This window comes from Burkholderia sp. Bp9015, from assembly GCF_003853505.1.
Classification (GTDB): domain Bacteria; phylum Pseudomonadota; class Gammaproteobacteria; order Burkholderiales; family Burkholderiaceae; genus Burkholderia.
In genome coordinates this window covers 134104-147581 of record NZ_QTPZ01000005.1, presented here as the reverse complement: position 1 = coordinate 147581, position 13478 = coordinate 134104, and the positions used below count along the sequence as shown (strand labels likewise).

Sequence of the window (13478 nt, the reverse complement as noted above, 5' to 3'; positions counted from 1 at the left end):
CCGCACTCCACCATGCGACGACGGTTTCTCTGGCTGATCGTGCTTTCGCTCGGCATTGCGCAACAGGCCTCGGCGCAGCAGGTGCCAACGCTGCCTGCCTCCGCGCCCGAAGCGGCCGCATCCGCGCCGGCCGAGGCCTCCGCCCCGCTCGCGAACGATCAGCCGAACGAAGCAAACCGCCGCATCACCTCCTACCTGACGAAGAAATTCGGCGTCGCGAAAGAGCGCGCCGCGAAGCTCGCCGACATCGTGAGCGTCACTGCGACGAAATATTCGCTGCCTCCGGCACTCGTTTACGCGATTATCTCGATCGAATCGCGCTTTCAGGAAAAAGCGCGCGGCCAGCATGGCGCGACCGGGCTGATGCAGGTCGTGCCGGCAGCACACCGCGGCATGCTGCGCGACGTGAAGGACCTCACCGAGCCGAATGCGAACGTCGAAGCGGGCTCCAAGATCCTGTCGGGCTATGTGCGGGCGGCCGGTGGCAACGTGCAAGCCGGGCTGAGGAGTTATGGCGGCTCCAACGCGTATGCGGCGAAGGTGATGCAGCGCGTCGACGCGTTCCGCTTCGTGCTCGATCCCGACGACGGTACGAATACCGCGAGCGACGGGAAGGCACGCATGGTGCCGGTCAGCGATCCGTCCGCCGCGGCGCCGGCAGCGAAGCGTAACGGGAAGTAAGCGCACGGCACACCGTACGAGCGTCTCCTGAAGCAGCTCGACACACCGCCGCACACGCTCCCGCATCACTCCCGCGCGAAATGCGCGCGCAAGAATTCGATGAAAACCTGCGTCTTCGCGGGCAGCAACCGCGTTTCCGTCATCGCGTAGACGGGCACCGGCGTGCCCTCCCAGTCGGGCAGCACGCGGCGCAGCCGGCCGGCCGCCACATCATCGGCCACCACTTCCTCCGGCAACTGGATGATTCCCGCGCCGTGCACGGCCAGCTGCCGGTTCATGCCGACGCTGTTCACGACAAACCGACTGCCCACCGGCACCTCGACCGTGCGCTCGCCGCAGAGCAGCGTCCATGCGGCAACGCGTTGTACGCTCATGCACTGGTGCCGCGTCAGGTCGGCCGGTTCGAGCGGCTCGCCCGCGCGGTCGAGATAACGCGGCGACGCATACAGGCAGTTGCGGAACGTCGCGAGCCGCCGTGCGACGAGTTGCGAGTCCGCGGATTCGCCGATGCGGATCGCGACGTCGAACGGCTCGCTGACGAGATCGACGCGCCGCGACGTCAGTTCAAAATCGAACGTCAGCTTCGGATACCGTGCCGCGAATTCGACGATCAGCGGCGTCAGGTAGATCACCGCGAAATCGACCGGAAACGACGCGCGCAGCACGCCCGACGGTTCGGCCAGCAGCTCGCCGAGCTGCTCGTGCGCGAGCCGCGCCTCGTCGACGATCCGCTTGCAGCGCGCGAAATACAGCTGTCCGGCCTCCGTGAGTTCGATCCGGCGCGTCGTGCGATGCAGCAAGCGCAGGCCGATGGCCTTTTCCAGCGCGGCGATCCGCCGCGACAGCGTCGAGTTCGGCATGCCCAGCGTGTCGGCGGCGCTGCGGAAGCCGCGCGCCTTCACGACCTCCACGAACAGCGCCATGTCGTTCAGCAGTTCCATGCGGAATGCTCCACCAATGGATCAATGTTCTCCACGATACCCGGTTTATCTCGAAAAGGAAGCAATGGATGATGCAGACGTGGGCGCGAGGCCGGCGCAACGTGCGCGGTGAGCGCCCGATGCGGCATCGCCCCGATGACGCATTCCGAACTTCGATGAGGAAAACGAGATGAAACCCCTGTTCGTTTCGGCACGTGCCGATGAAGAAGATACGCAGCAACTGTTCGCCCCGGTCCGCGTCGGCCGGTACACGCTCGACAACCGACTCGTGATGGCGCCGATGACGCGCAGCCGCGCCGCATTCGACGGCACGCCCGGCATATTGGCCGCCGAGTATTACGCGCAGCGCGCCGGCCTCGGGCTGATCGTTACCGAGGGCACGCAGCCGTCGGACGACGGCCAGGGCTACCTGACGACGCCGGGCATTTATACCGACGCGCACGTCGCCGGCTGGAAGACGATCAGCGACGACGTGCACGCACGCGGCGGCCGGCTGTTCATCCAGTTGATGCACGTGGGCCGCATGTCGCACCCCGACAACACACCGCATCACCGGCCGGGCGTCGCGCCGTCGGCGATTGCACCGGGCGTGCCGATGTTCACCGCGACGGGCATGCAGGAGATTCCGGTGCCGCGCGCGCTGACGACTGCCGAGGTGCGCGACACCGTGAACGACTTCCGCTTCGCCGCGCGGCGCGCGATCGAAGCCGGCGCCGACGGCGTCGAGATCCACGGTGCGAACGGGTATCTGGTCCAGCAGTTCTTCGCGCCGAACGCCAATACGCGGACCGACGCATACGGCGGATCGATCGAGCATCGCGCCCGGTTCGCGATCGAAGTCGCCGCGGCGATCGCCGACGAGATCGGCGCGGACCGCACCGCGATCCGCCTGTCGCCCGGCACCACGCTGTGGGGCATCGACGAAGGTCCGGACAGCGCCGACCTGTACCGCTACCTCGCGACGCAGCTCGACGCGCTCGGCCTCGCGTATCTGCACGTGATGCACCAGGGTGACGAGTCGCTGCTCGCGGATCTGCGCGCGCGCTGGCGCGGCACGCTGATTCTCAATCGCCCGGGCCGCGCGCGCGATTCGATCGGCGCCGACGTAGCAGCGGGTCTCGCCGATCTCGAAGCGTACGGGCAGATGGTGCTCGCGAATCCGGATTTCGTGACGCGCGTGAAGACGGGCGCGCCATTGAACGACGCGCAGCGCGCCACGTTCTTCGGCGGCGATGCGCGCGGGTATGTCGACTATCCGGCGTTGAGCGGCGCGGCGGCGTGACGGAGTCGCGTGAGGCCGTCGCCGCGACATGCCGGAATGGTGTCGCGGCGATGGCCGGGGAGCCCCGTGCCATCAGCCGAACGGAACGACCGGATCGCGCATTGTTCCGACATTTCAGGAATAAAGGCGGCGATGGCCCGCAACCGGCCATTGTTCTGCTATTTCAGGAATTAAAAACAAAACGGCGACGCCTCCGCGCCGCCGTCTCGCACTGACCGGATCCCGCCGACCAGCCCTACCCGCTCAAAGCTGCCCCGCCGCCCCCGTCCACCGCAGGTAATCCCCGCGCGTCCAGTCGAGCGACACGCCCACGCGCTTCGTCCCCGGCCGGATCTTCGGCTTGTACATCGACAGCGTCAGCGACTCCAGCGCGGGCCATTCGCGGAACGACAGCACCGCGAGATCGGCGACGAGCGTCTCCAGCAGCCGCGTATGCGGCTTGTGCGACAGGAACGACGCGACGCGCGCGCAGTAGCCGTCGTAGTCGATCCACTCGCCCTGCTCGCTCGGCTCGCAGCGATACCCGAGCCGCGCATCGATCACGATCGGCTGCGGCGCCTCGTGCTCGTGCGCGTGGATGCCGATCCGCGCGGGCACCTTCAGTTCGTCGACGAACACGCTCCAGCCACGCCCGCGCAGGCGCGGCGCGTCGATCGCCACGAACGGTTCGTCGAACGGCTTCATGATGCGAGCGGCGCCGCGGCGTCGAGCATGATGCGCACGAAATAGTCGGCGAAGCTGCGGCGCAGGACGATCTCGAACGTATCGTCGCCGGTCGGGATCAGCGTGATCGGCGACTTGAAGTAGTGCGACTGCGCGCACTGGCCCGGCTTCAGCACGCGCGGATGCAGGTCGAGCGGGCAGCCGCGCGCGATCACGTCGCGCACGCGTTCGCCGCTGACCTCGACGACCGTGTAGCCGCTGCCGACGTCGACGGCCGCCGCATACGAACCCTGCACGGCCTCCGCGAGTTGCGCCTCGAGCACGCCCGCCTGCACGGGCCCGTTCGAGCGCACGAGCCACTCGTCGGGACCGAGCCACAGCACGTCGTACTCGGCGCCGCGCGCGACCGTGTTCGGCACCGCCGGCGGCCGGCAGCCGACCACGCGCTCGAACGCGCTGACGAATGCCGGGTCGCTCAGCTCGCCGCGCACGTTCACGAGATCGAGGAACGGCCGCTCGCGCAGCGTGAACTTCTTCGATGCGCGTGCCTGGTGCAGCTTCAGCACATCGGCCGCGCCGACGAACGGCGATTCAAGCGTCACGCCCGCGCCCGCCACCGGCGTCTGGTTTCTCGTTTCATTCCACATGCTGGCGCACCCCTTCGGTATCGTAGAAAACCGGGCTCGAGATCTTCGCGGTGATGCGCTTGCCGTTGGCCAGCGGAATCACGACGCTCTCGCCCATCTTGTTCAGGCCGCCCTTCACCACCGCCAGCGCAATCGAGCGCTTCAGGATCGGGCTGTAATAACTCGACGTCACGTGGCCGATCATCGGCGTCGGATCGACCGCCGACACCTGCGTGTCCTTCGCGATGATCTGCGCGCCTTCCGGCAGCACGAACTGTTCGTCCTCGGTCAGCAGGCCGACGAACTGCTTGCGGCCTTCCTTCGACGTATCGGAGCGCGACAGCGAACGCTTGCCGAGGAAGTCCTTCGACTTCGCGACGAGCCCGCCCATCCCGAGGTCGTACGGCGTGATCGAGCCGTCGGTGTCCTGGCCGACGATGATGTAGCCCTTCTCCGCGCGCAGCACGTGCATCGTTTCCGTGCCGTACGGCGTGATGTCGAACTCGGCACCCGCTGCCATCAGCGCTTCCCACACCGCGCGGCCCGCGTTGGCCGGCACGTTCACTTCATAGGCGAGCTCGCCCGAGAAGCTGATCCGCATCACGCGCGCCTTCGCGCCCGCGACGGTACCGTTCCGGTAGCTCATGAACGGGAACGCGTCGTTGCCGAAGTCGATGTCCTGGCAGACCTTCTGCACGACCTTGCGGCTCTTCGGGCCGACCACCGCGAACGTCGCCCAGTGATCGGTGACGGACGCGAGCCGCACCTTCATGTCGGGCCATTCGGTCTGCAGCCAGCGCTCGAGCCACGTGAGGACGCGCGCCGCGCCGCCGGTGGTCGTCGTCATCATGAAATGCTGGTCGGCGAGGCGCACCGTCACGCCGTCGTCGAACACCATCCCGTTTTCGTCGAGCATCAGCCCGTAGCGGCACTTGCCGATCTCGAGCTTGTTCCACGGGTTCGTGTACATCCAGTTCAGCAGCTTCACCGCGTCCGGACCCTGGATGTCGATCTTGCCGAGCGTCGACGCGTCGAGGATGCCGACGCCGTTGCGCACCGCGAGGCATTCGCGCTTCACGGCCGCATGCAGGTCCTCGCCCTTCTTCGGGAAGTACCACGGCCGCTTCCAGTTGCCGACGTCCTCGAACATCGCACCGTGCTCGACGTGCCATTCGTGCACGGCCGTCTTGCGGATCGGGTCGAGGAAGTCGCCCGTCTCGCGGCCCGCGAACGTACCGAACGACACGGGCGTGTAGTTCGGGCGGAACGTCGTCGTGCCCGTTTCCGGAATCGTCTTGCCGAGCGCCTGCGCGAGGATCGCCATCCCGTTGATGTTGCCGAGCTTGCCCTGGTCGGTACCGAAGCCCATCGCGGTGTAGCGCTTCACGTGCTCGACCGACTCGAAGCCTTCACGCGCGGCCAGCAGGATGTCGGCGGCCGCCACGTCGTTCTGGAAGTCGACGAACTGCTTCGGCCCGCGTGCGGCGGCCTCGCGGCTGCCGACGAGCCACAACGGCTGCAGCGCACCTTCGACGGTTTCCGCGACCTGCGGCGCGACGGGGCGCTGCGCGGCCGTGAAGCCCGCGGCCTTCGCCGCTTCGGCGCCCGCGTCGACCGCGAGCCGCAGCGCACGGGCGAGACCGAACTCGCCCGCGGCCGCACCGACGCTCGCTTCGGCCTGCACGGGCTTGCCCGGCAGGAAACACGCCTTCTCGTCGCTCCAGCACGCCTTGCCGCCCGACTGCGCAAACAGGTGCAGCACCGGGCTGAAGCCGCCCGACATCGCGACGAGGTCGCACGGCAGCGACTGCAGCTTGCCGCCGGTCTGGCCGTTCGAGTAGGACGCGACGTCGACCGACGATACGCGCCACTTGCCCGAAGCGGCCGTCACGACCGCACCGCTCATCACCGTCACGCCCTGCCGCTTCGCGGCCGCGGGCAGCGCGCCGTTCGACGACGCACGCGAATCGACGACGGTCACCTTCGCACCGCATGCCTTCAGGTCGAGCGCGGTCTGGTACGCACGGTCGTTGTTCGTGAACACGACCACGTTGCGGCCCGGCAGCACGCCGTAGCGATGCACGTAGGTGGACACCGCGCCGGCGAGCATCACGCCCGGCAGGTCGTTGTTGCCGAACACGATCGGACGCTCGTGCGCGCCGGTCGCGAGGATCACGCGCTTCGCGCGGACCTTCCACAGCAGCTCGCGCGTGCCCTTGCGCATCGACACCGGCTGGTGATCGGTCAGGCGCTGCGTGACCGTCACGAGGTTGTGGTCCTGGTAGCCGAACGCCGTGCTGCGCGACAGGATCGTCACGTCGGGCAGCTTGCGCAGCTCGGCCTCGATCTTCTCGACCCATTGCAGCGCGGGCTTCGCGTCGATTTCCGCGCGGCACGACAGCAGGCTGCCGCCGAGTTCGCGCTGGTCGTCGACGAGGATCACGCGTGCGCCGGCGATCGCTGCCGCATGCGCGGCGGCGAGGCCCGACGGGCCACCGCCGACCACGAGCACGTCGCAGTGCGCGTAGCATTTGTCGTAGCGATCGGCGTCGAGCACTTCGGGCGCCTTGCCGAGGCCGGCGGCCTCGCGGATCTTCTCTTCGTACTTCGGCCACATGTTGCGCGGCCACATGAAGGTCTTGTAGTAGAAGCCGGCCGGCATGAAGCGCGAGAACTTCTGGTTGATCGCGTACTTGTCGTTCTCGAGCGACGGCTCGGCGTTCACGCTCGTCGCGACGAGGCCCTGGTACAGCTCGATCTCGGTCGCACGCGCGTTCGGCACCGTGTACGGGCCGGTTTCGAGCTGCACGACGGCATTCGGTTCCGCGACGTCGGCCGTCACGATCCCGCGCGGACGGTGGTACTTGAAGCTGCGCGCGACGAAGTGCACGCCGTTCGCGAGCAGCGCGGACGCGAGCGTGTCGCCCTGGAAGCCCTGGTACGTGCGGCCGTTGAACGTGAACGTCAACGGAATCGCGCGATTGATGCGGCCACCGGTGCCGAGGCGGTCTTTCTGGCTCATTTGCTCGTGCCCTCTTCGTGTGCGTTGCCGGCAGCTGCGCCACCGAACTTTTCGTAGCCCTTGATATCGTAGGTCACCGTGTCGCGCGTCACCTTGAACCAGCGGCGGCAGCCCTGCGTGTGCAGCCATTGCTCCTTGTGCAGGCCGCGCTTGTTCTCGCGCATGAACACGTATTCGCCCCATTCGCGGTCGGTCATGGTCTCGTTCGCGACCGGGCGCACGATGTCGGCTTCACCGCCGCACGTGAACTCGGATTCGGCGCGCGGCCCGCACCACGGACATTCGATCAGCAACATGTTTCTTTCTCCAATGGTCGTCGGGTTTAGTGCGCAACGGCGGCAGCGCCGTGTTCGTCGATCAGGTGGCCCGTGTAGAAGCGGTCGAGCGCGAACGGGGCGTTCAGCGGGTGCGGTTCGTCGCGGGCGATCGTGTGCGCGAACACCCAGCCCGAGCCCGGCGTCGCCTTGAAGCCGCCGGTACCCCAGCCGCAGTTGAAATAGAGGCCCTTCACGTCGGTCTTGGTGATGATCGGGCAGGCGTCCGGCGACACGTCGACGATGCCGCCCCACTGGCGGTTCATCCGCACGCGCGAGAACACCGGGAACATCTCGATGATCGCCTGCAGCGTGCTCTCGATGATGTGGAAGCTGCCGCGCTGGCCGAAGCCCGTGTACTGGTCGATACCCGCGCCGATCACGAGGTCGCCCTTGTCGGACTGGCTGATGTACGCGTGCACCGCGTTCGACATGATCACCGAGTTCACCACCGGCTTGATCGGCTCGGACACGAGCGCCTGCAGCGGGTGGCTTTCGATCGGCAGGCGCACGCCGGCCATGTCGGCGAGCGTCGTCGTGTTGCCGGCTGCGACCACCGCGACCTTCTTCGCCTTGATGAAGCCCTTCACCGTGTCGACGCCGACCACCGCGCCGCCTTCGCGGCGAATGCCCGTCACCTGGCAGTTCTGGATGATGTCGACGCCGGCGCGGTCGGCGCCGCGCGCGAAGCCCCAGGCCACCGCGTCGTGACGCGCGACGCCCGCACGGCGCTGGATCGAGGCGCCGAGCACCGGGTAGCGGCTGTTCAGGTTGATCGTCGGCTCGATTTCCTTGATCTGCGCGGGCGTCAGGAATTCGGCGTCGACGCCGTTCAGGCGGTTCGCGTTCACGCGACGCTCGGTGTCACGCACGTCCTGCAGCGTGTGCGCGAGGTTCATCACGCCGCGCTGGCTGAACATCACGTTGTAGTTGAGGTCCTGCGACAGCCCTTCCCACAGCTTCATCGCCTTCTCGTACAGCGCGGCCGATTCGTCCCACAGGTAGTTCGAGCGCACGATCGTCGTGTTGCGCGCGGTGTTGCCGCCGCCGATCCAGCCCTTCTCGAGGATCGCGACGTTCGTGATGCCATGCTCCTTCGCGAGGTAGTACGCGGTCGCGAGGCCGTGGCCGCCGCCGCCGACGATCACGACGTCGTATTCCTTCTTCGGTTCCGGGCTCTTCCACTGCTTTTCCCAGTTCTCGTGATACGAGAGGCCGTTGCGGAACAGGCTGAATATCGAGTAGCGGCTCATGTTAGTGATCCTTCGTTAGCATTCGATGACGTTCACGGCAAGACCGCCGCGCGACGTTTCCTTGTATTTCGTCTTCATGTCGGCCCCCGTCTCGCGCATCGTCTTGATCACCGAATCAAGCGAGACGTAGTGCTGGCCGTTACCCTTGAGCGCCATGCGCGACGCGTTCAGCGCCTTGATCGCGCCCATCGCGTTGCGTTCGATGCACGGAATCTGCACGAGCCCGCCGACCGGATCGCAGGTCATGCCGAGGTTGTGCTCCATGCCGATCTCGGCCGCGTTCTCGACCTGGTCAGGCGTGCCGCCCATCACCGCGGCCAGCGCGGCGGCGGCCATCGAGCACGCGACGCCCACTTCGCCCTGGCAGCCGACTTCCGCGCCGGAGATCGACGCCGTTTCCTTGTAGATGATCCCGATCGCCGCGGCCGTCAGCAGGAATTCGACGATGCCGGCTTCGTTCGAGCCCGGCACGAACTTCACGTAGTAGTGCAGCACCGCGGGAATCACGCCGGCCGCGCCGTTGGTCGGCGCGGTGACGACCCGGCCGCCCGCCGCGTTCTCCTCGTTGACGGCCATCGCGTACAGGTTGACCCAGTCGAGCATCGACAGCGGATCGCGCAGCGACTCCTCCGAACGCGCGCGCAGGCGCCCGTTCAGTTCGGCCGCGCGGCGCTTCACGCGCATCGGGCCCGGCAGTTCGCCCTCGACCTTGCAGCCGCGCTCGACGCACGCGGCCATCGTGCGCCAGATCGCGAGCAGCCCGGCGCGCACTTCGTCGGCCGGCCGCAGCGCGCATTCGTTGCGCAGCATCAGTTCGGCGATCGACAGCCCGTGTTCGCGGCACTGGCGCATCAGGTCGTCGCCGGTGCGGAACGGATACGGCACCTCGACCGCCGCGCGCACGCCGTTCACGCGATCGCCGTCGCGATTCACGACGAAGCCGCCGCCGACCGAGTAATACTCTTTCTCGACGAGCAGCTGGCCGTGCTCGTCGAACGCCTGGAAGCGCATCCCGTTCGGATGCACGATGCTCGTGCCGCTCATCAGCTTGCGGTAGAAGCCGATGTTCTCCTTCTCGTCGAAGCGGATCGTCTGCTTGCCGAGCAGCGCCAGCGACTTCTCCGCGCGGATCGCCGCGAGCCGCGGCTCGATCAGGTCCGGATCGATCGTGTCCGGCAGGTGGCCCTCGAGGCCGAGCAGCACCGCCTTGTCGGTGCCGTGGCCCTTGCCCGTTGCACCGAGCGAGCCGTATAGTTCGACCCGCACGCGGCGCACGAAGCCGAGCAGGTTCGCGTCCTCGATGTGCGACGCGAAGCGGCACGCGGCGATCATCGGGCCGACCGTATGCGAACTGGACGGGCCGATGCCGATCTTGAACAGGTCGAACGCGCTGACGTTCATCTGGCTTCCTCTGGGTGGGCGTACGTGAAATGTCGTTGGCATCAGTACATCAAAGCGTAAAATTGGCCGATAGAACAAAAACGGCATCGGCGTGGGATACCGCCGCCAAGCCCCGCGCAGGACGGCCGGAAAGTGCGTTTTGACGATGATCGGCGACGCAAAACCACAAGTCGGCCGGCGCGCCCGCAAGCAGAGTGCAACAAGTGAGACCCGCCTTCCCGGCGTGACGAGATTGACCGCGATGACACCCGACGTACCCGCTTTCCCCCTCGCCGAACCTGCGCCGCGGCGCATCCGCTTCGGCATCGTGCTGCTGCCGAACTTCACGCTCACGGCCTTCTCGGGTTTCGTCGACATGCTGCGGCTGTCGGCCGACGACGGCGACTACAGCAAGCCGGTGCGCTGCGCGTGGAGCGTGATCGGCGAAACGCTGGCGCCGGTGCGCGCGAGCTGCGGGATCCAGATCACGCCGTGGGAAACCTTCGAGAGCGCCGAGCCGTTCGACTACGTGGTCGTGGTCGGCGGGCTGCTGCATTCGGGGCCGCAAGCCGGCCCCGAAACGCTCGAGTTCGTGCGCCGCGCGGCGGCGGACGGCGCGACGGTCGTCGGCATCTGCACGGGCGTGTTCACGCTGATGCGCGCGAACGTGCTCGACGGCTACCGCACCTGCGTGAGCTGGTTCCACTACTGGGATTTCATCGAGCGCTTCCCGAACGCCGATCCGGACCTGCTGATCGCCGATCGCCTGTTCGTGATCGACCGGCGCCGGATCACCTGCTCGGGCGGCCGTGCGTCGATCGACGTCGCCGCCGCGATCCTGCTGCGCCATTTCGACCATGCGACCGTGCAGAAGGCGCTGCGCATCCTGCTGGTCGGCGAGATGCAGAAAGGCAATGCGCCGCAGCCGCATCCGCCGGGCCTCGAGCCGGCCACGCATCCGAAGGTCAAGCGCGCGATTCTCCTGATGGAACAGCATGTCGGGCGCGCGCTGCCGCTCGAGGAACTCGCGTGCAAGCTGGACATGTCGACCCGCCAGCTCGAGCGGCTGTTCAAGGCCGAGACGGGCAAAAGCCCGCAGGCGTTCGCGAAGCAGGTGCGGCTGCGCACGGCCGCTTGGCTGCTGACCAGTTCCGACCGCACCGTCGCCGATATCGCGTCGAGCTGCGGGTTCGCCGACGCGTCGCACCTCGGCCGCGAGTTCCGCAAGCAGTTCGGCGTGCCGCCGGCGACCTATCGCGAGCGCGGCGGGGAAGTCGCGGAAGGCGGTATGTCGGCGGCGACCGATCCCGATCCCGTGGAAGACGTCGCCGACTGATTGACGATCACGCGCGCCGCCGGCGCGCGGCTTCGTTCTTCGTTCTTCGTTCTTCGTTCTTCGTTCTTCGTTCTTCGCTCTTCACCCTTCGCCTCGGCCCCCGCCGTTCGCCCTTCACCTCCGCCCTCCCTTCGCCCGCCAACCGCACATCGAACCCGGCACGATCGCCACATTTCCCCGCCATTTGGAACCGGTTCCAATCAATTTGACCGACGTTGCAACTCATTGATCGAGGGTTATTCCGGATGCTGACGCACCTTCAAATTTGTATGATGACCACATCACCTTACAAACCAGAGCGCCATGTTCGAGAAAATTCCCGCCCGTGCGATGAGCGACCACGTCGCGCAGCAGCTGCTGAAGCAGATCGAAGCCGGCAGTTTCTCGGCCACCGGCAAGCTGCCGACGGAAGCCGTGCTCGCGCAGGAATTCGGCGTGAGCCGCACCGTGATCCGCGAGGCGATCTCGCGCCTGAAGAACGAAGGCGTGGTCGAGCCGCGCCAGGGCAGCGGCGTGTACGTGAACCAGCACGGCGCGATCCGGCCGCTGCGGATCGACTACGCGGAAGCCGTCGAGGCGAGCTCGCTGCCGCACCTGCTTGCGGTGCGCCGCGCGATCGAGGCTGAAGTCGCGGCCGAAGCCGCGCTGCATCACACCGCCGACGACATGGCCGACATCGACGACGCGCTGCGCAAGATCGACGATGCGGTGGCCGAAGGGCGCGACGGCGTCGCGGAAGACGTCGCGTTCCACCGCACGATCGCGGCCGTTACCGGCAACCCGTATTTCCTGAAGACGCTGCAGTTCCTGAACCAGTACCTCGAGGCCGGCGTGAAGGTCACGCGGCGCAACGAAGCGACGCGCGAGGATTTCTCGCGGCAGGTGCGCGACGAACACGCGGCGATCGCGGACGCGATCCGCGCACGCGACCCGATGGCGGCGCGCAACGCGGCACGCACGCACATGTACAACGCCGCGCGCCGCCTCGCGGAAGCCGGCATCTGTTGATGAACGAATGCGGCGGCCCGGGCCGAACCGGCGCCGTCGTTGTCCCGAACCTTTTCCGAATCGATCAAGGTTGACCATGTCACGAAATGTTGGAGTCATCGGCCTCGGCGCGATGGGCCTCGGCGTCGCCCGCTCGCTGCTGCGCGCGGGGTTCCGCGTGCACGCGTGCGACGTGCGCGACACCGTGCTGCAGGCATTCGCGGCCGAAGGCGGCGTGGCCTGCGCGAACCCGGCCGAACTCGGCGCGCAGTGCGACGTCGTCGTCACGCTCGTCGTCAATGCCGCGCAGACCGAAACGGTGCTGTTCGGCGAGCACGGCGCGGTCGCGGCGATGAAGCCGGGCGGCGTCGTGATCGCGAGCGCGACCGTCGCGCCCGACTTCGCGGTTGCGCTCGGCGCGCGCATCGAGGCCGCAGGCCTGCAGATGCTCGATGCGCCGGTGTCCGGCGGCGCCGCACGCGCGGCCTCCGGCGAGATGACGATGATGACGTCGGGCCCCGCCGCCGCGTATGCGGCCTGCGATGACGTGCTCGCCGCGATCGCCGGCAAGGTCTATCGCCTCGGCGACGCGCACGGCATCGGCTCGAAGGTGAAGATCATCAACCAGCTGCTGGCCGGCGTGCATATCGCGGCGGCCGCCGAGGCGATGGCGCTGGGCCTGCGCGAAGGCGTCGATGCCGACGCGCTGTACGACGTGATCACGCACAGCGCCGGCAACTCGTGGATGTTCGAGAACCGCGTGCCGCACATCCTGAACGGCGACTACACGCCGCTGTCGGCCGTCGACATCTTCGTGAAGGATCTCGGCCTCGTGCTCGATACCGCGCGCCGCAGCAAGTTCCCGCTGCCGCTGTCGGCCACCGCGCACCAGATGTTCATGAGCGCATCGAGCGCCGGCCACGGCGGCGAGGACGATTCCGCCGTGATCAAGACTTTCCCCGGCATCACGCTGCCGCCCGCCCGCTGATTCGA

12 protein-coding genes are annotated in these 13478 nt (G+C 67.4%); 5 read left to right on the top strand and 7 right to left on the bottom strand.

Annotated elements, in window-relative coordinates; genetic code table 11:
* The first annotated feature begins 12 nt into the window (after positions 1 to 12).
* Complete coding sequence (locus tag DIE12_RS08040; RefSeq protein WP_124521427.1) at positions 13 to 681, top strand: lytic transglycosylase domain-containing protein; 669 nt, start codon at positions 13 to 15, stop codon at positions 679 to 681.
* A 65-nt stretch (positions 682 to 746) separates the two neighbouring features.
* Here DIE12_RS08040 and DIE12_RS08035 read toward each other — a convergent pair whose 3' ends face one another.
* Positions 747 to 1622, bottom strand: a complete 876-nt coding sequence (locus DIE12_RS08035; RefSeq protein WP_124521425.1) for a LysR family transcriptional regulator — start codon at positions 1620 to 1622, stop codon at positions 747 to 749.
* Between the two features lie 169 nt (positions 1623 to 1791).
* Between DIE12_RS08035 and DIE12_RS08030 the strand changes: the two genes are divergently transcribed.
* A complete protein-coding gene (locus tag DIE12_RS08030; protein ID WP_124521424.1) occupies positions 1792 to 2904 on the top strand; it encodes an alkene reductase in 1113 nt (370 codons plus the stop codon).
* 243 nt (positions 2905 to 3147) lie between these two features.
* Here DIE12_RS08030 and DIE12_RS08025 read toward each other — a convergent pair whose 3' ends face one another.
* From DIE12_RS08025 to DIE12_RS08000, 6 genes are read right to left on the bottom strand one after another with little or no spacing between them, the layout of a single operon-like run.
* The gene (locus tag DIE12_RS08025) at positions 3148 to 3588 is read right to left on the bottom strand and encodes a dihydroneopterin aldolase (protein ID WP_006749884.1); all 441 of its coding nucleotides are present in this window, start codon (positions 3586 to 3588) and stop codon (positions 3148 to 3150) included.
* Positions 3585 to 4214: a sarcosine oxidase subunit gamma gene (locus DIE12_RS08020; protein ID WP_044844412.1), complete on the bottom strand. Its 630-nt coding sequence runs from the start codon at positions 4212 to 4214 to the stop codon at positions 3585 to 3587. Before DIE12_RS08020 ends, DIE12_RS08025 begins: the two co-directional genes overlap by 4 nt.
* Positions 4204 to 7215, bottom strand: coding sequence for a sarcosine oxidase subunit alpha family protein (locus DIE12_RS08015; RefSeq protein ID WP_044844413.1), 3012 nt, complete (start codon positions 7213 to 7215; stop codon positions 4204 to 4206). The genes DIE12_RS08020 and DIE12_RS08015 overlap by 11 nt, the downstream gene beginning before the upstream one ends.
* A complete protein-coding gene (locus tag DIE12_RS08010; RefSeq protein ID WP_124485108.1) occupies positions 7212 to 7511 on the bottom strand; it encodes a sarcosine oxidase subunit delta in 300 nt (99 codons plus the stop codon). Before DIE12_RS08010 ends, DIE12_RS08015 begins: the two co-directional genes overlap by 4 nt.
* Positions 7512 to 7537: 26 nt before the next feature.
* Positions 7538 to 8782, bottom strand: a complete 1245-nt coding sequence (locus tag DIE12_RS08005; protein WP_034180813.1) for a sarcosine oxidase subunit beta family protein — start codon at positions 8780 to 8782, stop codon at positions 7538 to 7540.
* Positions 8783 to 8797: 15 nt separating this feature from the next.
* A complete protein-coding gene (locus DIE12_RS08000; protein ID WP_124521422.1) occupies positions 8798 to 10183 on the bottom strand; it encodes an L-serine ammonia-lyase in 1386 nt (461 codons plus the stop codon).
* A 241-nt stretch (positions 10184 to 10424) separates the two neighbouring features.
* Between DIE12_RS08000 and DIE12_RS07995 the strand changes: the two genes are divergently transcribed.
* The 3 genes from DIE12_RS07995 (at position 10425) to ltnD (ending at position 13473) form a co-directional block, all read left to right on the top strand.
* Entirely contained in the window at positions 10425 to 11498 is a 1074-nt protein-coding gene (locus DIE12_RS07995) for a GlxA family transcriptional regulator (protein WP_124521420.1), read from the top strand.
* Positions 11499 to 11801: 303 nt separating this feature from the next.
* A complete protein-coding gene (locus tag DIE12_RS07990; protein WP_044844417.1) occupies positions 11802 to 12506 on the top strand; it encodes a FadR/GntR family transcriptional regulator in 705 nt (234 codons plus the stop codon).
* Between the two features lie 76 nt (positions 12507 to 12582).
* Positions 12583 to 13473, top strand: a complete 891-nt coding sequence (gene ltnD / locus DIE12_RS07985) for an L-threonate dehydrogenase (RefSeq protein ID WP_124521418.1) — start codon at positions 12583 to 12585, stop codon at positions 13471 to 13473.
* Positions 13474 to 13478: the final 5 nt, after the last annotated feature.